General features: G+C 71.2%; 1 protein-coding gene (only partly in view). It reads left to right on the top strand.

Annotated elements, in window-relative coordinates:
• The coding region annotated (locus GTZ93_RS28830) for a non-ribosomal peptide synthase/polyketide synthase (RefSeq protein ID WP_161663127.1) crosses the window boundary (this coding region is incomplete at its 5' end): on the top strand, window positions 1-24,573 show 24,573 of its 35,271 nt. 10,698 nt of the annotated region lie to the left of the window's left edge.

Here is a 24,573-nt window from a genome sequence, read left to right as displayed (position 1 = left end):
CAGCGGCTCTTCCTCCAGACGGCATGGGCCGCGCTGGAGGACGCGGGCATCGACCCGGAGCGCTTCCCCGGGGCCATCTCGCTGTACGCGGGGGCCACGGGCTCCGGTTACACGGACGCCGTGCGGCAGGCGATGCCGCTGGACGCGGCGTCGTTCATGGAGCTGCACGGCACCGCCACGCACGAGAGCCTGGCGACGAAGGCATCCTTCAAGCTGGGGCTCACGGGCGAAAGCGTGCTGCTGTACACCGCGTGCTCCACGGGCCTGGTGGCGGTGCACCTGGCCGCCCAGAGCCTGAGGACGGGCCAGTCCGACGTGGCGCTCGCGGGCGCGATGCGGCTGTCGCTGCCGCAGCGCACGGGCTACGTGCACGAGGAGGGGCTCATCTTCTCCCCGGACGGCCACTGCCGCGCGTTCGACGCGAAGGCGGGAGGCACGCTGTCCGGCAACGGCGTGGGCTCGGTGGTGCTCAAGCGCCTGGAGGACGCGCTGCGGGATGGGGACTCCATCTACGCGGTCATCCGGGGCTCGGCGCTGAACAACGACGGCCGGAACAAGTCCGGCTTCACCGCGCCCAGTGTGCAGGGCCAGGCGGCGGTCGTGTCCCAGGCGCTGGCCAACGCGGGCGTGGCACCGGAGGCCGTGGGCTACGTGGAGACCCACGGCACCGCGACGCCCCTGGGGGATCCGATTGAAGTGGCGGCGCTGACGCGCGCGTACGGCCTGGGCGCGGAGCACCGGGGGAGCATCGCGCTGGCGTCGCTGAAGACGAACGTGGGCCACCTGGACACGGTCGCGGGCCTCGCGGGCCTGATGAAGGCCGCGCTGTCTCTGCACCACGGGGAGATTCCGCCCAGTCTCCATTTCGAGAAGGCCAACCCGCAGATCGACTTCGACGCGGGACCGTTCTTCGTCAACACCACCCTGCGGCAGTGGCCTCGCGGTGAGACACCCCGCTTTGCCGCGGTCAGTTCCTTCGGCATTGGAGGCACGAACGCGCACGCGGTCCTCGAGGAGGCCCCCCTGCGGCGGAGTGGTCCCACCTCGCGGTCCCATCAGCTGGTCCTGCTGTCCGCGCGCTCGCTGGAGGCGTTGCAGGCCGCGGCACAGCAGCTGGATGTGCACGTGGCGGAGGGCATGGATGCGCAGGCATTGGCGGACCTGGCGTTCACGCACGCCATGGGTCGCAAGGCGTTCGAATACCGTCACGTGCTCGTGGTGAAGGACGCGGCGGATCTGGTGCGCCAGCTCCGCAAGCCGGTGGTCGCGGTGAAGACCGAGAAGCGCGCTCCCCGGGTGGCGTTCGTGTTCTCCGGCCAGGGAGCGCAGCGGGTCGCGATGGGGCGCGAGCTGGCGGAGGCGTCGCCCCGGTTCCGCGAGCACCTGGACGCGTGCCTGGCGTTGTTGGAGGCGCCGCTGCGGGAGCGCGTTTCGCGACTGCTGTCGCCCAATGCCGGTGCGGAGGCGGAGTCCACGGAGGCCCTGGCGGACACGCGTGTGGCGCTGCCCGCGCTGTTCAGTGTGCAGGTGTCACTGGCGCGGCTGTGGCAGGACCTGGGCGTGAAGCCGTACGCGGTGCTGGGGCACAGCTTCGGCGAGTACGCGGCGGCGTGTGTCGCGGGCGTGCTGTCCCTGGAAGACGCGATGCGCCTCGCGGTGGCGCGCGGTGAGCTGATGCACCGCATGCCGTCGGGGGCGATGCTGGCGGTGGCGCTGCCCGCGGCTCGGGTCCAGCCGCTGCTGTCGGGCCGGCTGGAGTTGGCGGCGGTGAACACGCCGGACCGCTGCGTGGTGTCCGGTCCGGAGGAGGAAGTGGAGCGCCTGGATGCCGAGCTCAAGGCCCAGAAGGTCGGAGCGGTGCGCATGCCGGCGCCGCACGCGTTCCACTCGGTGGACGTGGAGCCGTTGATGCCGGAGCTGGCGCGCGTGGTGGGCACGCTGCGCTGGGTAGAGCCGACGGTGCGGTACGTGTCCAGCCTCACGGGGACGGTGGCACAGCACGGACAGCTGGCGGATCCGCGCTACTGGACCGAACAGATGCGCAAGCCCGTGCACTTCACCCGCGCGGTGGAGACGCTGCAGGAGGAAGGCTGCGCGGTGATGTTGGAGGTGGGCCCCGGTCAGGATGTGACGCCGCTGGTGCGCGCGAACCTGATGGCGGTGGAGAACGGCGCGCCTCGAGTCCGAGGCCTGCCGTCGCTGCGTCTGGGTGGCACGACAACGGAGCAGATGAGCTGGCTCCAGGCCGTGGGCGAGCTGTGGACCGCGGGCGTGCCCGTGGCCTGGAGCGAGTTCTACGCGCACGAGCAGCGCCTGCGGCTGCACCTGCCCACGTACGTCTTCCAGGAGAAGACCGTCTGGGTGGAGCAGAAGGCGCAAGGCCGCATCACGGTGACGGCGCCGTCTCCGGTGGAGGTGTCCACACAGGCCGTGGTGGCCGCTGCCCTCCCTGCTTCGAGTGCGAGTCCGGCCCCTGTCGAGGCGGCCCCCCTGCCCCCGCAGTCCGCGCGCGACGATGCCCCTCGTGGCGATGTGGAGGAACGCGTAGCCGCGCTGTGGCGCGCGCGACTGGGCCTGGAGTTCGTCGGCCGCCACGACGACTTCCTGGAGATTGGCGGCAACTCGCTGACGGCCGCGCAGCTGCTCAACCAGGTGCGTGATGCATTCGGCGTGAACCTGCCGCTCGCCGCCCTCTTCGAAGCCCCCACGGTCGCGGGCATCGCGGAGCGTCTGGTGCCTCTGCTGCGTCAGTCGCCGCAGGCCCCCGTCTCCGTGGAGCTTCCGCTCGTGCCGCTCGCGCGCACTGGCGAGCTGCCGCTGTCCTTCGTGCAGGAGCGCGTCTGGCGCCTGGAGCAGCACCTGCCCGGTCAGTCCGCGTACAACATCCCGTTCGTCCTGCGGCTCGAAGGCGACCTGAACGCGGACGTGATGGAGCGCGGCATCCAGGAGATCGTCCAGCGCCACGAAGCGCTGCGCACGACCTACGACGCCGTGGACGGCCGCCCCGTGCAGCGCTTCCACGCGCACATGCGAGTCCCGCTCACCCGCGTGGAACTGCGCGGCCCCGCGGAGACCCGTGAACCCGAGGCCCTCCGGCTCGCCCGCGAGGACGCCGCGAAGCCGTACGACCTGGTCCACGGCCCCGTGCTGCGCACCACGCTCGTGCGCGTGGACACGCGGCTGCACCTGCTCCTGTGCGGCATCCACCACATCGTCAGCGACACGCTGTCCATCGCCCTCTTCGTCCAGGAGCTGGGCCAGCTCTACGACGCCTTCCTCCAGGGGCGTCCGTCTCCCCTGCCCCCGCTGCCCTTGCAGTACGCGGACTTCGGCGCGTGGCAGCGCAACAGCATCGCGGGCGGCCGGCTGCCCGAACAGGACCAGGGCTGGCGGCAGCGGCTGGCTGGCATGCCGCGCAAGCTGGACCTGCCCACCGACCGCCCGCGCCCCACCGAGAGCCCGCTCACCTCCGAGCGCATGACGGTCGAGTTCCCGCCCGCGCTCGCCCGCGAGCTGGTGGCCTTCGCACGCCGTGAGGGCTTCACCGGCTACATGACGGTGCTCGCCGCGTGGCAGACGCTGCTGCACCGCTACAGCGGCCAGACGGACGTCATCGTCGGAACGCCCATCGCCAACCGCACGAGGCCGGAGCTGCTACCGCTCATCGGCTACGTGGCGCACTCGGCGGCGTTCCGGACGCGCTTCACCGAAGGCCTCACGTTCCGCGAGCTGCTGACCCAGGTGCGTGACGAGGTCGCCGACGCACAGACGCGTCCGGACGTGCCCTTCGAGTACCTGGTGGAAGCCCTCATCCCGGGCCACGACATCGGCCGAGGAAGGCTGACGGACTCCGTGTTCGTCTACCACACGGGTGCGGCCGCGGGCGCCGGGACGCTGAACCTGACGGGCCTGCGCGGCTCGCTGGTGGAGGTGCCCGGCACGCCCGTGCAATGGGGCGCCACCCTGGCGGACCTCACGCTCCTTCTCTCCGAAGCGCCCGGCCGCGTCCACGGCGTCCTGGAGTACGCGACGGAGCTGTTCGACGCCGCCACCGTGGAGCGGCTGATGGAGCACTTCCAGGTGTTGCTCGGAGCGGCGCTCGCCCGGCCTGAGACGCCTGTCGCCCAGCTGCCCCTGACCACGGAGGCAGAGCGCCGCGCCTGGCCCGCGCCCCGTGCCTCACCGGGCATCACCTCCGTGCCGGCCCTCCTGGCGGAGCGGCGTGCACGCCACGCGAACGCCACCGCCGTCTCGCGTGGGGATGCGCACTGGACCTGGGCCGAACTGGGCGCCCGGGCGGATGCCCTGGCCGAGCGGCTGAAGGCCCTGGGCGTGACGGCAGGGACTCCGGTGGCCGTGTGCCTGCGCTCATCGCCGGAGAAGCTGGCCGCGCTGTGGGGCGTGCTGGCCGCGGGTGGCGCGGGCATCGCGCTGGGCCCGGCGGACCTGACGCAGTTGCCCGTCTACGCGCCAGAAGGCACCCGCGTGCCGGTGCTCGTCACCACGCGAGCGCTAGTGGCCTCCGTGCGAGTGGAGGCATCGCGCGTCGTCTACGTGGAGGACGTGGACGCATCGGGTGCTCCCCTCCGCGCAGGAGAGGACGCGCGCGCGCTGGCGTGGCTGTTGCCCACGGGCGCCGGACAGCCCGCCTGGGCGCTGGGTCACCGCGAGCTGTCGGAGTTCTTCACCGGCCTGGATGCGCGGCTGTCTCCTCCGGACGGCGGCGCATGGCTGTCCGCGAGCGAGGCGTCCGCGGACCGTCCGGAGCTGGAGGCCCTGTGGGCGCTCACGCGAGGCCTGCGCGTGGTGTACCCGCCGGAGCGCATCACCGCGCGGCTGGTGAGTCTGGGAGGCGGCGGGCCTCGCGCGAAGGCGATGGACCTGAGCCTCATCTACTTCGCCAACGACGAGGACGCGCTCCAGGGCCCCAAGTACGAACTCCTGATGGAGGGAGCGAAGTTCGCGGACGCGAACGGCTTCTCCGCGGTGTGGACGCCGGAGCGGCACTTCCATTCGTTCGGAGGCTTGTACCCGCAGCCCGCGGTGATCTCCGCCGCGGTCGCGGCCGTCACGAAGCACCTGCACGTGCGCTCCGGCAGCGTGGTGCTGCCGCTGCATGATCCGCTCATCATCGCGGAGCAGTGGTCCGTGGTGGACAACGTGTCGCAGGGCCGAGTGGGCCTCTCCGTGGCCACGGGTTGGCACACGCAGGACTTCACCTTCGCGCCAGCCAACTTCGAGAAGCGCCGCGACATCCTGCTGGAGAAGCTGTCCACGTTGCGCTCGCTGTGGCGCGGCGAGCGCTTCAAGCGCCCCGGCGGCGCGGGCACCCTGGTGGAGGGAGCGCTGCGGCCGAAGCCCGTGCAGAAAGAGCTGCCGGTGTGGCTCACCGCCACGTCCAACCCAGAGACCTTCCGCATGGCGGGCGAGCTGGGCGCGGGCGTGCTCACGGGCCTGCTGTCGCACTCGCTGGAGGAGTTGAAGCCGAAGGTGGCGTTGTACCGCGAGGCCTGGCGCCGCAACGGCCACCCCGGCCGAGGCCACATCACCTGCATGCTGCACACGTACCTGGGCGACGACGACCAGGAGGTGTTGCGCCTCGTGCGCAAGCCGCTGCTCGCGTACTTCCGCAGCTCGGTGGACATCGTCACGTCGCTGCTGCTCACCCAGGGCTACCAGGGCGACATCCAGAAGCTATCCCCGGAGGACATCGACGCGCTGCTGGAGCACACCTTCGAGAACCACGCCAAGACGACGGGCCTCGTGGGAACGGTGGACGGCGCGGTGAAGCGTCTGCGCGACGTGCGCGCGGCGGACGTGGATGAAGTGGCGGCACTCATCGACTTCGGCCTGGACACCCCGGTGGTGCTGGACGGTCTGCGTCGCCTGGCCGTGGTGCGCGAGCGCATGGCCGCGGAGGCCACCGCCCGCCAGGAACAGGTGCTGGTGGAGGCCGAGGCGGGCGTGGAAGGACTGCTGGAGCTGGCGCGCCAGTCCGGCGCGGTGCTGGTGCATACGTCGGCCCGGCTCGCGCGTTCACTCAGCGAACTGCCCGGAGCGCGCGAGTCCCTGGCTCATGTTGGCGCGCTGGTGTTGGAAGGCGCTTCGGCGGAGTTGGGCGCGGCGCTGCACAGGGCCGCGGGCGTGGAGGTGTGGCTGTCGGGTGACGCCCAGGAAGGCGCGCTGTTGCCGCGCACGCTGGGAGAACGCATCCCCGCGAACCTCCAGGCGTGGGTGTTGGACGCGGCCGGTCAGCCCGTGCCCGCGGGCGTGGTGGGCGAGCTGGCCCTCGCGGGCGCGGGGCTTCCCACTGCGCTGTGGCGCGCGGGCGACGAGGACCGCCGCCTGGTGCCGCACCCCCGAGAGGCCACGGCGAGGCTGTACCGCACTGGCCGCCATGCCCGGTTGCGCGCGGATGGCCGCGTGGAGCCCGTGGCGTCACCGTCCCACCTCCCCCCTCCGCCCGTGGCGCGTCCCGCCGTCGTGGAAGCGCCGCGTCCCGCCGTGGCGCCCGTCGCCGCGCGCCCCGCGACTCAAGTCGTGAACGAGGGCCCGCCGCCCATTTCGCGCGTGGGCCGCGACCGGCCTTTGCCGCTGTCCTTCGCCCAGCATCGCCTCTGGTACCTCCAGCAGATGGCGCCCGGCAGCGGCGCCTACAACAACCCGTCGCTCTTCCGCCTCGTCGGGGAGCTGGACGTGGACGCGCTCCAGGCCACGCTGGACGCGCTGGTGGCGCGGCATGAAGTGCTGCGCACCACGTACGCGCTGGAGGGCGACCGCGCGGTGCAGAACATCCACCCGCCGCGCGGCCTGCCGCTCCCGCGCCGCGACGTGGAGGGTGACTCGCCTGAAGCCCGCGAAGCGGAGATGCAGCGCTTCTGCAGGGCCTACGCGCTGTTGCCCTTCGACCTGGATCAGGCCGTGCTGCGCGCGACGCTGCTGCGCCTGGAACCCCAGGTGCACGTGCTGGCGATCGTCTTCCACCACGCCGTGTCCGACGCGTGGTGCAACATGGTCGTCGCGCACGAGCTGACGGCGAACTACGCCGCGTTCCACGCGGGCCAGCCGTCGCCCCTGACGGAGCTGCCGGTGCAGTACGCGGACTACGCCGTGTGGCAGCGCGCCTGGCTGGACGGCGGCGTGATGGAGGCGCAGCTCGCCTGGTGGAAGCAGCAACTGGCCGGGGCGCCCACGCTGGAGCTGCCCACGGACCGGCCACGTCCCGCGCTCCAGTCCTTCGCGGGCGCGCGCTACCGCTTCGCGTTCCCGGCCGAAGTGTCCGCGCCGCTGCTGGCGCTGGGCCGCAAGCAAGGCGCCACGTCGTTCATGGTGCTGATGGCGCTCTTCCAGACGGTGCTGTCGCGCTACTCGGGCCAGGACGACTTCGTGGTGGGCACGCCCATCGCGGGCCGCACGCGCCCGGAGGTCGAGTGGCTGATGGGGTGCTTCATCAACACCCTGCCCTTCCGCTCGAAGCTGTCCGGCCAGCCGTCCTTCGTGGAGCTGCTGGGCCGCGTGCGCACCCAGGCCCTGGAGGCCTACGCGCGACAGGACGCTCCTTTCGAGCGCGTCCTGGAGACACTCGAGCTCCCCCGCGACCTGAGCCGCACGCCGGTCTTCCAGGCCGTCCTCAACGTGATCAACACGCCGGAGGCCCGGGGCCAGCTGCCGTCGCTGGCACTGAGCCAGGTGGAGGTCCCCAACGACACGGCCAAGTTCGACTTGTCCCTGGAGGTCTTGGAGAGCCGCACGGGCATCGCCTGCCACCTGGAGTACGCCACCGCCCTCTTCGACGCAGCCACCATCGAGCGCATGGCGGAGCACCTGGTGGTGCTCGCGAGGGAGATCATCGCGACTCCGGAGGCTCCGCTCGCGACGTTGTCGTTGCTCACGCCGGCCGCCCGCGAACAGGTGCTGCGCGGCTGGAACGACACGCGCGTGGACTTCCCCGCCGGGGCCACGCTGCACCATCTCTTCGAGTCCCAGGCCGAACGCACGCCGGAGGCCATCGCACTCCAGTTCGAGGACCAGCGCCTCACGTACGCGCAGCTCGACGCCCGGGCCAACCAACTCGCGCACCACCTGCGTGCTCGCGGCGCGGGCCCGGAGACCCTGGTGGGCGTCTGCATGGAGCGCTCGCTGGAGATGGTCGTCGCCCTCCTGGGCATCCTGAAGGCCGGAGCCGCCTACGTGCCGCTGGATCCGGCCACGCCCGCGGAACGGCTCGCCGGGATGTTGGAGGACACCGCCGCGCCCGTGCTCCTGGTGCAAGAGCGCTTCCGTACCGCGACGCCTCCGCATGCCGCGCACGTCATCGCGTTGGATGCGCAGGCGGACCTGCTCGTGGATGAGTCCACGGCGCGTCCCGTGCCGTTGGCTGGGGATGACTCCCTGGCGTACGTCATCTTCACGTCTGGCAGCACGGGCCGTCCCAAGGGCGCGATGAACGCGCACGCGGGCATCGTCAACCGCCTGCGCTGGATGCAGGGGCGCTACGGCCTGACGACGTCGGACACGGTGCTGCAGAAGACGCCGTTCAGCTTCGACGTCTCGGTGTGGGAGTTCTTCTGGCCCCTGATGACGGGCGCGCGGCTGGTGCTCGCGAGGCCCGGCGGTCACCAGGAACCGGACTACCTCGTGGCGCTGATGGCGCGAGAGGGCGTCACGACCACGCACTTCGTGCCCTCCATGCTGCGAGCCTTCGTGGAAGAGCCCGGCCTGGAGTCCCTGGCGCGTCTGCGCCAGGTGATGTGTAGCGGCGAAGCCCTGCCCGCGGACCTGGTGCTCCGTGCCCAGGCGCGCCTGCCGCACACCTCGCTGCACAACCTCTACGGCCCCACCGAGGCCGCCGTGGACGTGACGTCCTGGGAGTGCCCGCGCGACGAAGCCCTGCGAGTAGTACCCATCGGCCGGCCCGTGGCCAACACGCGCATGCACGTGCTGGATGCCCGCGGTGAACCGGTGCCCGTGGGCATCCCAGGAGAGCTGTTCATCGGCGGCGTACAGGTCGGCCGAGGCTACTGGCGCCGCCCCTCGCTCACCGCCGAGCGCTTCATTCCCGACGCCTTCAGTGGCACGCCCGGCGCGCGCCTGTACCGCACGGGCGACATCGCCCGGTGGCGCATCGACGGCACGCTGGAGTACCTGGGCCGCGCGGACTTCCAGGTGAAGCTGCGCGGCTTCCGCATCGAGCTGGGCGACATCGAAGCAGCGTTGCTCACCCACCCGGATGTCCGGGAGGCCGTGGCCGTGGTGCGCGAGGACGCGCCCGGTGCGCGGCGCCTGGTCGCCTATGTCGTCTCGGGCGCGGACCTGGATCTGGCCTCGCTGCGGACCCTCCTGTCGCGGCGGCTGCCCGAGTACATGGTGCCCGCGATCTTCATCCCGTTGCCGGCGCTGCCGTTGACGTCCAGCGGCAAGGTGGATCGCAAGGCCCTGCCCACGCCAGAGGGCCAGCGCGCGGCGACGCGCGAGTACATCGCGCCCCGCACGGAGATGGAGCGGACGCTCGCGGAGGTCCTGGCGCAGGTGCTGCGTGTCGAACGCGTGGGGCTCGATGACAACTTCTTCGAGCTGGGCGGCGACTCCATCATCAGCCTCCAGGCTGTCGCGAGGGCCCGGCAGGCCGGCATCCAGCTGTCTGTCCGCGACCTGTTCCAACATCCGACGCTGGAGGCCCTGGCCTCCGTGGCTCGCGTCAGCGGGGGCCGCCTCGCGGAACAGGGACCGGTGGTGGGCGAGGTGCCGCTCACGCCCATCCAGCGCCAGCTGCTGGAGCGCGATCCCACGCACGCCCATCACTTCAATCAGGTGCTGCTGCTCCAGGCGCGCCAGCCGTTGAAGGCGGCGTGGGTGGAAGAGGCGATCCAGGCACTGGTGGTCCACCACGACGCCCTGCGCATGCGCTTCATGCGTGAGGACGGTGGCGCCTGGCGCCAGCAGGACGCCGCGCCCGATGAGGCCCAGGTTTCCCTGCTTCAGTTCGATCTGTCCGAACTGCCCGCGGAGATGCGCGCGGCGCGGCTGGAGGAGGAGGCCGAGCGCCTCCAGGCTTCGTTCGACCTGTCCCGGCCGCCCCTGCTGCGCGCCGCCCTCTTCCACTTCGGCGACGGACAAGAGCAGCGCCTGCTGCTGATCTTCCACCACCTGGTGGTGGACGCCGCGTCCCAGCGGGTGCTTGTCGAGGACCTGGAGTCCACCTACCTGCGCTTGCGCGCGGGCCAGTCTCCCGCGCTTCCCACGAAGACGACCTCGTTCCTCGCCTGGGCACGCAGGCTGGAGGTCCACGCGCTGTCCGACGCACTGCATGTGCAGACGTCTCTCTGGCTCGACGAGGCCCGGCGTGACGTAGCGCCGTTGCCCGCTGACGGCTCCGGGCCCGGGACCGCGGCATCTCACCGCACCGTCTCCGTGCGGCTGGATGCGGAGGAAACGCGGCTGCTGATCCAGGAGACGCCGGCGGCCTGGCGGGCGCGGATCAACGAGATCCTGCTGACGGCCCTGGCCCAGGCCCTGCGCGAGTGGACAAGCCAGTCGCGCCTGCTCATCGACCTGGAGGGCCACGGTCGAAAGGAGCTCTTCGCGGACGCGGACGTGTCCCGCACCGTGGGGTGCTTCACGTCGCTGACGTCGGTCCTGCTCCAACTGCCGGAGGGCGGCTCGACCGGAGACTGCCTGCGCGCGGTGCGCGATTCGCTGTCCACATGGTCCGACCGAGGCATCGGCCAGGGCCTGCTGCGGTTCATGGGGCCCGAGGAGCTCCGCCAGCGGCTCGCGGCCCTGCCGTCCGCGCAGGTGGTCTTCAACGAGTTGAAGCAGCTGGATGGTTCCACCAGCGCCCTCTTCGCGCCGGGCACGGAGCCCACCGGCCTGACGGTGGCGCCCCGGTCCCATCGCGCGCACGCGCTGTCCATCGACGGCTTCGTCGTGGACGGACAGCTGCGGATGGACTTCGGCTTCAGCCATGAGTGGCATCACACCGCCACCATCGAAGCCCTGGCCCAAGGCTTCACGCGCGCGCTGCGCGAGCTCATCGCCCGACGCAACTCGGAGGACGCGAGCAGGAGGACGCCGAGCGACTTCCCCCTGGCGCGCCTGTCCCAGGCCTCACTGGACGCGGTGCTCGAGGCGCAGGGTCCCACGGTAGAGGACCTGTTCCCGCTCTCCGCGCTCCAGGAGGGCATGCTCTTCCACGCGCTGAATGATCCGGAGTCGGGCTTCTACTTCGAGCAGGCCGCGTGGTCGGTCCACTCGGACGTGGACCTCGCGCTGTTCCAGCGGACATGGCAGACGGCGGTGGACCGCAACCCCATCTTGCGCACGGCCTTCGTGTGGAAGGACCTGGAGACGCCGCTGCAGGCGGTGCATTCACGCGCGGTGATGCCGTTCGAAGCGCATGACTGGCGCCACCTGCCGGAGCCGGAGCAGCAGGTGGGGCTGGAGCGGCTGCTCGCGGAGGATCGCGCGCGCGGCTTCGACGTGTCGCGCGCGCCCTTGTCGCGCATGACGGCGGTGCGGCTGGGAGACGCGCGGTGGCGCTTCGTATGGAGCCACCACCACCTGCTCTTCGACGGCTGGAGCCTGGGCCTGTTCTTCCAGGAGGTCTTCGCCATCTACGACGCGCTGATCGCCGGGACGCCACTGCCCGCCGCCGGACGTCCGCCGTTCCGGGACTACATCGCGTGGCTGGGCCAGCGCGACGTCGCCGAGGACGAACGCTTCTGGCGCAACCAGCTGTCAGGCCTGTCGTCGCCCACGCCCCTGCCGTCCGTACGCCCTCAATCCGCGCAACCCAACGGCACGGTGAATCAGCCAAACCGGGTGCTGACCCTGCCGGAGGCACGCACCGCGGCACTGGAGGCCTTCGCCCGGCAACACCGGCTCACGGTCAACACGTTGACGCAGGCGGCATGGGCCCTGGTGCTGGCGCGCCACGCGGACACGCGCGATGTCCTCTTCGGCACCACGTTCGCGGGTCGGCCGCCGGAACTCGCGGGCTCGGAGGCCATGCTGGGCCTGCTCATCAGCACGCTGCCGGTCCGCGTCGCGCTCCCCGACGAGGACGTGCCCGTGCTGTCGTGGCTCCAGTCCCTCCAGGCGAAGCTGCTGGACATCCAGCAGCACCAGCACACGCCACTGGTCGCCGCGCACGGTTGGAGCGACATCCCCCGAGGCCTGCCGCTCTTCCAGTCGCTGCTCGTCTTCGAAAACGCCCCCCTCGACGAATCGGTGCTGCGCCGCTCCACGGCGCTGGATCTGCGCGACCTGGAGATGGGCGAGAGCACGAACTACCCGCTGTCGGCCACGGTGCACCCGGGCCGTGAGATCCAACTGCACCTGTCCTACGACGAGAACCGCTTCGACGCGGCCTCCGTGCAGCGCGTGCTGGGCCAGTGGAGTCAGGCGCTCGAAACCCTCATCCAGCCCGGGGCCCGGCTGACAGACGTGTCCCTCCTCCCGTCCGAGGACCGCGCATGGCTGCTGCGCACCGGCACCGGCGACGTCGTGGACTTCGAGCGCGACACCACCGTGCACGCGCGCTTCGAACGGCAGGCCGCCGAGACGCCGGATGCGGACGCAGTGGTTTTCGAGGAAACGACGCTGTCCTTCCAGCAGCTCAACGCGCGGGCCAACCAACTCGCCTGGCACCTGCGGTCGCTGGGAGTGGGCCCGGAGGTGACGGTGGGCCTGTGCCTGGAGAGGTCGGCGGAGGCCATCGTGGCACTGCTGGCCGTGCTCAAGGCCGGCGGAGCCTTCGTGCCGCTGGACCCCAAGGCTCCGGCCGCGCGCAAGTCGTTCGTCCTCAAAGACAGTGGCGCGTCCGTCCTGTTGACGACGCAGGCGGTGCAAGAAGCGTGGCACCCAGAAGTGCCCCACTTGGTGCGGCTGGACACAAAACCTGTCGGACAGTCGGACAGGTTTTCGGAGAACCCGCCGCCGGTGGTGGGCGCGGGGAACCTCGCCTACGTCATCTACACGTCCGGCTCCACGGGCACGCCGAAGGGCGTGATGGTGCAGCACCGCTCGGTGATCCACCTGCACCTGGCGATGACGCGGAGCATCTACGAGGAGCTGCCGCCCGCTCAGCGCATCACCGTGAACGCGCCGTTGTACTTCGACGCGTCCATCGAACAGGTGATCCAGCTGCTGGACGGCCACTGCCTGGTCATCGTCCCGGAGGACGTGCGCCTGGATCCAGAGACCCTGCTCGGGTGGATGGAGCGTCAGCGCATCGACGTGTTCGACTGCACGCCGTCGCAGCTCAAGCTCCTGCTGTCCGCGGGAATGCTGGAGCGTGCCCACCTCCCTGGGCGCTTCACCATCGGCGGCGAGGCGATGGACGAGGTGACGTGGCGGCAGCTCGCCGCGACGAAGCGCACGCGTGTCTACAACGGCTATGGCCCCACGGAGGTCACCGTGGACGCGACGACCATCGCCGTCCAGGGCGCGCCCCAGCCGTTGCCCGTCATCGGCCGGCCGATAACCAACCTGCGCGCCTACGTGCTCGACGCGAACCAGCGTCTGGCGCCCATCGGGACGCCGGGCGAGCTGTGCCTCTCCGGTGAAGGCGTCACGCGAGGCTACCTGGGCCAGCCCGCGCTCACGGCCGAACGCTTCCTTCCGGACCCCTTCAGCCCGGAGCCCGGCGCGCGCCTGTACCGCACGGGCGACAAGGCCCGCTGGCGCGAGGACGGCACGCTCGACTTCATGGGCCGCCTGGACTTCCAGGTGAAGCTGCGCGGCAACCGCATCGAACTGGGTGAGATTGAATCCACGCTGCGCGCGCACCCGGGCATCCGGGACGCGGTGGTGCAGGTGCACGACGACCGGCTCGTGGCGTACGTCGCGCCCCAGGTGGACACGTCGCCCCTGCGCGAGCACCTGCTCCGTCACCTGCCGGAGTACATGGTGCCCGCGGTGTTCATCACGTTGGACGCCCTGCCGCTGACGTCCAACGGCAAGGTGGACCGCAAGGCGCTGCCGGCACCGGAAGCCGCGCCCGCCACGGAGCGCGTCATCGAACCGCCCGCGACGCCCACCGAGGCGGCGCTGATCCCGCTGTGGAGCGAGGTGCTGCGCGTCCCCGCCGTGGGACGCAACGATGGCTTCTTCGAACTGGGCGGTCACTCGCTGCTGGCCACGCAACTGGTGTCGCGCGTGCGCAAGCACTTCGGAGTGGAGCTGCCCCTGCGCGCCCTGCTGGAAGGGCCCACGGTCGCGGCGCTGGCCGAGCGCATCGACGCCCTCCGGCAGCCCGCCTCCGAGGCCCTGGAAGTCCCCGAGTCCGCCCTGCCCGCGCTGGTTCGCGCGGAGCGTCCGGACGTGCTGCCTCTGTCATTCGCGCAGCATCGGCTCTGGTTCATCGAGCAGCTCGGCACGGCGGGCAACGCCTACAGCCTCCCGAGCATGCTGGAGCTGGACGGCACGCTGGACATCATCGTGATGCTGGCCGCATTCGACGAACTGGTGCGCCGCCACGAAGCGCTGCGCACGACCTTCAGTGCGCACGAGGGCACGCCGTCGCAGATCATCCATCCGCCCTTCCCCATGCCCCTGCGGCACGAGGACCTGTCCGTGCTGCCGACGGCGGAGGCGCGCGAGGCGGAGGCATCGCGGCTGGCGCTGGAGGAGGCCCGCGCCCCGTTCGACCTGGAGCAGGGCCCGCTGTTCCGCGGGCTGCTGATGAAGCTGGGGCCCACGAAGCACCGGCTGCTGCTCAACACGCACCACATCATCTCCGACGGCTGGTCCACGGGAGTGCTGGTGCGGGAGATGGGCGCCCTCTACGCGGCATTCTCCGCGGAGCAGCCGTCGCCGTTGCCGGAGCTGCCGGTGCAGGCCGCCGACCACGCCCTCTGGCAGCGCGGCTGGCTCCAGGGCGACGTGCTGGAGGCGCAGGTGGCGTACTGGCGCGGGCAGCTGGACAACGCCGCGCCCTACCTGGATCTGCCCTCGGACCACCCGCGTCCTACGCGCCAGTCCTTCCGGGCCGGCGTGCAGCCCATGACCCTGCCGCGCGAGCTGAGCGAGGCGCTGGAGTCGCTGGCGAAGCAGACCTCCACCACGCCCTTCATGGTGCTGCTCGCGGCCTTCCAGCTGCTGCTGCACCGGTACGCGGGCCAGGAGGACGTGCTCGTGGGGTCGCCCATCGCGGGCCGCCGCCACGCGGAGTCCGAGGACCTCATCGGCTACTTCGCGAACACGGTGGTGCTGCGCACGCGGGTCCGCGACACGCTCCGCTTCCGTGAGTTGCTGGAGCAGGTACGCACCACCACGCTGGGCGCGTACGAGCACCAGGACCTGCCGTTCGAGAAGCTGGTGGAGGCGCTCCATCCGGAGCGAGACCTGGGCCGCACGCCGCTGTTCCAGGTGACCTTCACGCTCCAGAACGCGCCCCTGCCTGAGCTGTCCCTGCCGGGGCTGACGCTGCGCCCACTGGAGTCCACCCCGGAGGTCATCCTCTTCGACCTCCAGTGGCTGATGATGCGCACGCCGGACGGCTTCGACGGAGGCCTCGTCTTCAACCAGGACCTCTTCGAACCGGCCACCGTGGCCGGCATGGCGGAACACCTTCGAGTGCTGCTGGAGGCCGCCGTCCGAGCGCCGGACACGCAGCTGGGGCAGCTGCCCTGGCTCACGGATGCCGAGCGCCAGCGGTTGCTCATCGGGTGGAACGACACCGCCCGGGACTACCCGCGCGACGCGTCAGTGGGCGCCCTCTTCGCGGAACAGGCCGCGCGCACACCGGACGCCATCGCGCTGAAGTCCGGCGGGGAGACGCTCACGTACGCGGCGCTGGAGCGCGCGTCGAACCAGCTCGCGCACCACCTGCGGCGCCAGGGCGTACGGCCCGGCCACCGGGTGGGCCTGTGCCTGGAGCGGTCGTTCGACCTCGTCACAGGTCTGCTGGGCATCCTCAAGGCCGGCGCGGCCTACGTGCCGGTGGACGCGAAGACCCCCGCGGAGCGCATCACCTGGATGCTCCAGGCGGCCAGCGTGAGCGTGCTCGTCACGCAGGAGGCGCTGGCGGATGAACTGCCCCAGGTGACGGACCTCCAGGTCCTGCTGGACGCGGATGACGCCCAGATCGCGCGGCAGCCGGGGACGCCACTCGACCTGAATGTCTCCGCCGACGCGCTGGCCTACGTGATGTTCACGTCGGGAAGCACCGGCCGGCCCAAGGGCGTGAGCGTCCCGCACCGGGGCATCACGCGTCTGGTGCGCGGCGCGGACTTCATCCACTTCGGACCCGAGGAGGTCTTCCTCCACCTGGCGCCCATCGCGTTCGACGCGTCCACGCTGGAGGTCTGGGGTGCGCTGCTGAACGGCGCGACGCTGGTGCTCGCTCCGCCCAAGTCCTTGTCACTGGAAGAGACGGGAGCGCTGCTGCGGCGCGAGGGCATCACCACGCTGTGGCTCACCGCCGCCCTCTTCGAACAGATGGTGCTGCACCAGGGCGACGCGCTGGCCCGAGTGAAGCAGGTGCTGGCGGGCGGTGACGTGCTGCCCGTGGAGCGCGTGCGTGAACACCTGAAGCGGCTGCCCCCGGGCGCCGTGCTGGTCAACGGCTACGGCCCCACGGAGAACACGACATTCTCCGCCACGCACACGCTGCGCGCCGGTGACACCGTGGGCCGCTCGGTGCCCATTGGCCGGCCGCTGTCGAACTCCACGGCGTGGGTGCTGGACGCGACGCTCCAGCCCGTACCGCCGGGTGTGCCGGGCACGCTGTACGTGGGCGGAGACGGCCTGGCCTGGGGCTACCTCCAGCGCCCGGACCTCACCGCCGAACGCTTCATCCCCCACCCCTTCGCCGCTGAACCCGGAGCGCGCCTCTACGACACGGGCGACCGCGTGCGCTGGCAGCGCGATGGGACATTGGAGTTCCTGGGCCGCGCCGACTTCCAGGTGAAGCTGCGCGGCTACCGCGTGGAGCCGGGCGAAATCGAAGCCGTGCTGCGCCAGTCGCCGGAGGTCGAGGAGGCGGTGGTCGTGGTGCGCGAGGACGTGCCCGGCGACAAGCGCCTCGTGGCCTACGTGGTGAGCGGTGAAGCGGAAGGCCTGGACACGGGAGCGCTGCGAGCATCCGTGCAGAAGCAGCTGCCGGACTACATGGTGCCCTCGGCCATCGTGGTGCTGCCGAAGCTGCCCCTGAGCGCCAACGGCAAGGTGGACCGCAAGGCCCTACCCGCGCCCCAGACCCGCGTCACGGACGGCGCCATCGCCGCGCCCCGGAGCGAGCTGGAGAAGGCGCTCGCGGGCATCTGGGCGGAGGTGCTGCATCTGGACACCGTGGACATCCACGGCGACTTCTTCGAACTGGGTGGGCATTCGCTGCTGGCCACGCAGGTGGTCTCGCGCATCCGGTCGACACTGGGCGTGGAGCTGCCGCTGGGCGAACTGTTCCATGCGCCCACGGTGGCATCGCTGGCGGAGCGGCTGGTGAACGCGCGACGCACCCAGGCGCCGCCGCTGGTCCGTGCCGCGAGGACGTCCGCGCCGCCGCTGTCCTTCGCGCAGCAGCGGCTGTGGTTCGTCGATCAGCTGGAGCCGGGCAGCCCGCTCTACAACATGCCGCTGCCCCTGAGCCTCACCGGCGACCTGGACGTGGACGCGCTGCGCGCCAGCCTGGACGCGCTGATGGCGCGGCATGAATCCCTGCGGACCACCTTCCGCATGGAGGCGGGCAAGCCGGTGCAGGACATCCACCCAGAGGGCCACGTCCCCCTGGAATTCGTGGACCTGACGGCCTTGGGCAGCCGCACCGCGAAGCAGGCCGAAGCCCAGCGCCAGGGCCACGCGGAGACGCTGCGTCCGTTCGACCTGACGCGCGGGCCGGTGATCCGTGCACTGCTGATGAAGCTGGAGGAACGGGAGCACGTGCTGGTGCTGCACCTGCACCACATCGTGTCCGACGGCTGGTCCCTGGGCATCCTCGTGCGGGAGCTCACGGCCCTCTACGAGGCCCGGCGCGCGGGCCGTTCCGCCGCCCTGCCGGAGCTGCCGGTGCAGTACGCGGACTTCGCGGTCTGGCAGCGCGGTTGGCTCCAGGGCGGCGTGCTGCAAGCGCAGGTCGAGTGGTGGAAGAACCAGTTGGCCGGAGCGCCCTTCGTGCTGGACGTGCCCACGGACCGGCCAAGGACCGCCACCTCCACGCAGCGAGGCGGCCTGGTCCGGGTGACGCTCCCTCGTGTCCTGAGCGAACGCGTGGACGCGCTGGCCCAGGCCGAAGGCGCCACGCCCTTCATGGCGCTGCTGGCAGCGTTCCAGGCCGTGCTGTCGCGCATGTCCGGACAGGACGACGTGCTGGTGGGCTCGCCCATCGCGAACCGCAGGCACGCGGAGACGGAGGGCCTCATCGGCTTCTTCGTGAACATGCTGGTGCTGCGCGGCCGCTTCGGTGCGAAGACGACCTTCCGCGAGCTGCTGGCCCAGGTGCGCGCCACCACGCTGGGCGCATACGAGCACCAGGACATCCCGTTCGAACACCTGGTGGAGGCGCTCCAGCCCGAGCGCGACCTGGGCCGCACACCGCTCTTCCAGGCGATGTTCGCGCTCCAGAACGCGCCCGTGCCGGAGCTGGCGGTGCCCGGCCTGACCGTGGGGCCGGCCTCCTTCGACGGCGGCAGCCCGACGCAGTTCGAGCTGGCGCTGGACCTGAACCGGACCCGCGACGGCTACGAGGGCCGCTTCCACTACGCCGCGGAGTGGTACGACGCGGGCACCATCGAGCGGTTCGCCGCGCACCTGCGCCGGCTGCTGGAGGCCGTGTGCGACGCGCCGGACCTGCCGCTGGCGGACGTATCGCTCGTGTCGCCGGAGGAGCTGGTGCGGCTGGTGCGCATGGGCGGCGGTGAGCTGCTCGACTTCGAGCGCGACGCGACACTGCACGGCCTCATCGAGCGGCAGGTTGCGCGCACCCCGGATGTCCCAGCCGTGGTGTTCGGGGAGACGGCGTTGACGTACCGGCAGCTCGACACGCGGGCCAACCAGCTCGCGTGGCGGCTGCGCTCCGTGGGGGTGGGCCCGGAGGTGCGGGTGGCGCTGTGCCTGGAGCGCTCGGTGGAGTCCATCGTCGCGCTCCTCGCGGTGCTCAAGGCGGGCGGAGCCTTCGTCCCGCTGGACCCCGGAGCCCCGCCAGCGCGCAGGGACTTCGTGCTGAAGGACAGCGCCGCGGCCGTGCTCGTCACGACAGAGACCGCGTGCGGGGACTGGAGCCCCTACGGCGTCCAGGAGGTCTGGCTGGACGTGGAGCAGCCCGGCCTGGGTGCCCTCTCCCACGAACCCCTGCCCGCGCTGACGGGCCCGGAGCACCTGGCGTACGTGCTGTACACGTCCGGCTCCACGGGCACGCCCAAGGGCGTGATGGTGCAGCACCGCTCCGTGCTCAACATGCACCGGGCCATGGGCCGAGCGTTCTACGCGGGCCAGCCGCGTGGACAGCGCATCAGCGTCAACGCGCCGCTGTACTTCGACGCGGTGATTGAGCGCGTGGTCCACCTCATCGACGGGCACTGCCTCCACGTCGTCCCGGACGTGCTGCGCCTGGATCCGGAGGCGATGCTCACCTGGCTGGAGCAGCACCGCATCGACGCGCTGGACTGCACGCCCGCGCAGCTCAAGCCGCTCCTGGCGGCGGGGCTGCTGGAGCGCGCCTGGGTGCCGCCGGTCATCCTGACGGGCGGCGACGCGCTGGACGTGGAGACGTGGCGGCGGCTCGCGGGGACGGACCGCACGCGTGCCTTCAACGGCTACGGCCCCACGGAGTGCACGGTCGGCACGACGGGCACCCCCATCCAGGGCAGTCCCCGGACGGAGCCCGTCATCGGGCGGCCGCTGGCGAACCTGAACGCGTACGTGCTCGACGCACGGCAGCGGCTGGTGCCCTTCGGCATGCCGGGCGAGCTGTGCTTCTCCGGCGAAAGCGTCACGCGCGGCTACCTGGGCCGTCCGGACCTGACGGCCGAGCGCTTCGTCCCGGATCCCTTCAGCGCGGAGCCCGGAGCCCGCCTCTACCGCACGGGAGACAAGGGCCGCTGGCGGCCGGACGGGACGTTGGAGTTCATGGGCCGCCTGGACTTCCAGGTGAAGCTGCGCGGCTACCGCATCGAGCTGGGCGAAATCGAAGCCACACTGCGCACCCACTCGGGCGTCCGGGAAGCGGTGGTCCTGGTCCGGGAGGACACGCCGGGCGACGCGCGGCTCGTGGCCTACGTGGTGACGGACGGCGACACGGAGGTGCTGCGCGAGCACCTGCGCAAACACCTGCCGGAGTACATGGTTCCGTCGGCCTTCGTCACCCTGCCCTCCCTGCCGCTGACACCCAACGGCAAGGTGGACCGCAAGGCGCTGCCGTCACCGGAAGCACAGTGGCGCGCCGCGCGCTCGTACGAGGCTCCGGCGACGCCCGCGGAGGTGGCCCTGGCCTCGCTGTGGGAGGAGCTGTTGAACGTGCCCGTCGTGGGCCGCAACGACCACTTCTTCGAGCTGGGCGGCCACTCGCTGCTGGCCACGCAGCTGGTCTCCCGCATCCGCGCCCGCTTCGGCGTGGACGTGGGCGTCCGGGCGCTGTTCGAGTCCCCCACCGTGGCGGCGCTCGCCCAGCGGCTGCCGGACGCACCGGAGGCCAGCGCCCTGCCGCCGCTGCGTCCCGCGACGAGCCCCGGCCCGCATCCGCTGTCGTTCGCGCAGCAGCGGCTGTGGTTCATCGATCAGCTCGACCCGGGCAGCGCGCTCTACAACATGCCCACCGCGCTGCGGCTCTCCGGCGCGGTGGACGTGCCAGCGCTGCAACGGGCCTTCGACGCGCTGGTGCATCGCCACGAAGCGCTGCGCACCACCTTCGAAGCGAACAACGGCGAACCCCGCCAGCACGTGCACCCCGCCCCCACCGGAATCCTGTCGGTGGTGGACCTGACGGGCCTGCCCGACGATGAGAGAGAAGCGGAGGCCGTGCGGCTCGCGAGCGAGGACGCGCTGCAGCCCTTCGACCTCGCCATGGGTCCGCTCACGCGGCTCACGCTGTTGAAGCTGAGCGAGCAGGAACATGTGCTGCTCCTGTGCCTGCACCACGCCATCGGCGACGGCTGGTCCATGGGCATCCTGGTGCGCGAAGTCACCGCGCTCTATGAGGCCTTCCGGCAGGGTCAGCCCTCGCCGCTGGCCCCGTTGCCGGTGCAGTACCCGGACTTCGCCGTGTGGCAGCGCGGCTGGCTCCAGGGCGAAGTGCTGGACGCGCAGCTCGGCTGGTGGACACAGCAGCTGTCCGGAGCTCCGCAGGCCCTGGCCCTGCCCACGGACAAGCCGCGTCCGCCCCAGCGTTCCGCCAGGGGTGCGACGTTCCCGGTGCGCCTGCCGCTGTCGTTGAGTGAGGCAGTGGAGGCGCTGGCCCAGGCGGAAGGCGCCACGCCCTTCATGGTGCTGCTCGCGGCCTTCCAGACACTGCTGCACCGGTACTCCGGGCAGGAGGACCTGCTGGTGGGCACGTCCATCGCGGGCCGCCGTCACGCGGAGACGGAGGGCCTCATTGGCTTCTTCGTCAATACGCTGGTCTTGCGCGCCAGGTTCGACGGCCGTCCGTCGTTCCGGAAGCTGCTCTCGCAGGTGCGCACCACCACGCTGGGCGCGTACGAACACCAGGACATCCCCTTCGAGCGACTGGTGGAAGCCGTGCAGCCCACGCGCGACCTGTCGCGCACGCCGCTCATCCAGGTCCTCTTCGCGCTCCAGAACATGCCGGATGCGGAGGTGCGCCTGCCGGAGCTGACGTTGCGTCCGGTGGAGGTGGACCTGCCCACGACGAAGTTCGACCTGGACCTGACGCTGAGCCGCACGGAGCGAGGCTTCGAGGGCGATCTCTCCTACGCCACGGACCTCTTCGAGTCCGCCACGGCCCGCAGGCTGTCCGAGCACCTGGTCCAACTGCTGGAAGGCGCGGTCGCGAAGCCCGATGCCGCGCTGGACTCCCTACCCCTGCTGACAGCGGAGGAGCGCCAGTGGGTGCTGGAGGAGTGGAGCGGCGAGAGGATCCGCTTCGAGTCCGACCTGCCCTTCCACGCACGCTTCGAACAGCAGGTGACGCGCACGCCCAAGGCGCCCGCCGTGGTGATGGGCGACACGACGGTGTCGTTCCACCAGCTCAACGTGCGCGCGAACCAACTGGCGCACTATCTGCGCTCGCTGGGAGTGGGCCCGGATGTGCCGGTGGCCTTCTGCCTGGAGCGTTCGCCGGAGGCCATCGTCGCGCTCCTGGGCATCCTCAAGGCGGGCGGCGCGTACGTGCCGCTCGACCCCGCGGCCCCTGAAGCGCGAAGGGCGTTCATCCTGGAGAACAGCGGCGCGGCCGTGCTGCTGACCACCCAGGCCCAGGTGGAGTCGTGGCAGCCGGCGGTGCGGCACGTGGTGCGGCTGGACGTGGACGCGCGGCGCATCGAAGCGTCCTCGCCGGGCAACCCGCGCACGGCGACACGGCCAGAGCACCTGGCCTACGTCATCTACACGTCTGGCTCCACGGGCATGCCCAAGGGCGTGATGATCCAGCACCGCTCGCTGGCACACCTGCATCGTTCGCTGACGGAGGCCTGCTACACGCAGGCGCCGAAGGTGATGCGGGTGAGCCTCAACGGGCCGCTCTACTTCGACGCGTCCGTGACGCAGCTGCTGTTGATGGCTGACGGCCACTGCCTGTGCATCGTCCCGGAGGCCGTGCGGCAGGATCCGGAGGCGATGCTCACGTGGGTGGAGCAGCGGCGCATCGACGCGCTGGACTGCACGCCGTCGCTGTTCAAGCTGCTGCTGGAGGCGGGCTTCCTGGATCAATCCCACGTGCCGGGCATCTGCTTCATCGGCGGTGAGGCGATGGACGAGGTGACGTGGCGCACGCTCGCGGCCACGAATCACACGAAGGCCTACAACGCCTATGGCCCCACCGAAGGAACCGTGGCGTCCACCATCGAGTGCATCCAGGGCACGGCGCAGCCCACGCCCGTCATCGGCCGGCCCATGCTCAACGTGGGCGTGTACGTGCTGGACGCGAACCTGAACCCCGTGTCCGTGGGAGTGCCCGGCGAGCTGTTCATCTCGGGCGAAGGCCTCGCACGCGGTTACCGCAACAGGCCGGACCTCACGGCGGAGCGCTTCCTTCCCCACCCGTTCAGCACGGAGCGCGGAGCCCGCCTGTACCGCACGGGCGACCGGGTCCGCTGGAAGCAGGACGGCACGCTGGACTTCATGGGGCGCGTGGACTTCCAGGTGAAGCTGCGCGGCTACCGCATCGAGCCGGGCGAAATCGAAGCAGCGCTGCGCACGCACCCGGGCATCCGCGACGCGATGGTGCTGGTGCGCGAGGACGTGCCAGGCGTGCAGCGGCTGGTGGCGTACGTGGCGCCGGAGGTGGACACCGCTCCGCTCCGAAGCCACCTCCAGTGCTCACTGCCTGACTACATGGTCCCGGCGGCCTACGTCGCCCTGCCCGTCCTGCCGCTGACGCCCAACGGCAAGGTGGACCGAGCGGCACTGCCGTCCCCGGTGGACCAGGCCACGAACCCCGAAGCGATGGTCAGTCCCAGGGACGAACAGGAAGCAATGCTCGAGCGCCTCTGGGCTGAAGCCCTGGGCGTGGCCGCGGTGGACGTGCGCTCCAGCTTCTTCGAACTGGGTGGGCACTCGCTGCTCGCGGTGCGGCTGATGGCGGCGGTGCACCGGGAGACGGCCCGGAAGCTCCCGCTGTCCGCGCTCTTCCAGGCCCCCAGCGTGGAGCGGTTCGCGGTCCTGCTGGCGGAGGCCGAGCCGGAGGAGCCGAAGCCCTTCACGCCGTTGGTGCCCTTCACGAAGGAAGGCCCGGGCACCGCGCCGCCGTTCTTCTGCGTGCACCCGGTGGGAGGCAACGTGCTGGCCTACGCGGAGCTCGCGCGGAGGCTGGGACCGGATCAGCCCTTCTACGGCATCCAGGCCCGAGGCCTCGACGGCACGAATCAACCGCTGGACACCGTGGAGGCCCTGGCCGCCAGCTACGTGCGCGTGGTGCGAGGCGTCCAGCCCCACGGCCCGTACCGTCTGGGCGGTTGGTCCCTGGGCGGCGTCATCGCCTACGAGATGGCGTACCAGCTCCGCGAAGCAGGTGAATCGGTGGAGCTGGTGGCGCTGATCGACTCGTACGTTCCGGAGACGGTGCCGGACTCGGAGCCGGACCTGGACCGCACGCTGGCGGTAGCCCTGTTCGCACAGGACCTGATGGGCGTGCCGCTGACGGACCTGGACGTGGACACGGTGCTGGAATCCGCGGCCCTGGCCGAAGCCCTGCCGCCCGGTATGGACGCCACGGCCCTCTTCCAGGTCTTCGAGGCGAACCTCGAAGCGGCCCGGCGCTACCACCCACCCGCGATGGATCAGCACGTGCTGCGCATCCACGCGGAGGAGCGGGACGAGACTCGCACGCCCGACGGCGGCTGGGCGGCGCTGGTGGGCGAACAGCTCGAAGCGCACGAGCTGCCGGGCACCCACCACACGCTGCTGCGTGAGCCGACGGTGCAGGCCGTGGCCGAACTGCTGGCGAAGGCCCTCCGCAAGGCGTAA

Origin of the sequence: Corallococcus exiguus (assembly GCF_009909105.1) — a bacterium.
In the GTDB taxonomy this organism is placed as follows: Bacteria; Myxococcota; Myxococcia; order Myxococcales; family Myxococcaceae; genus Corallococcus; species Corallococcus exiguus.
The sequence above is the reverse complement of the archived record's forward strand: the minus strand, read 5'-3'. Positions and strand labels throughout refer to the sequence as shown.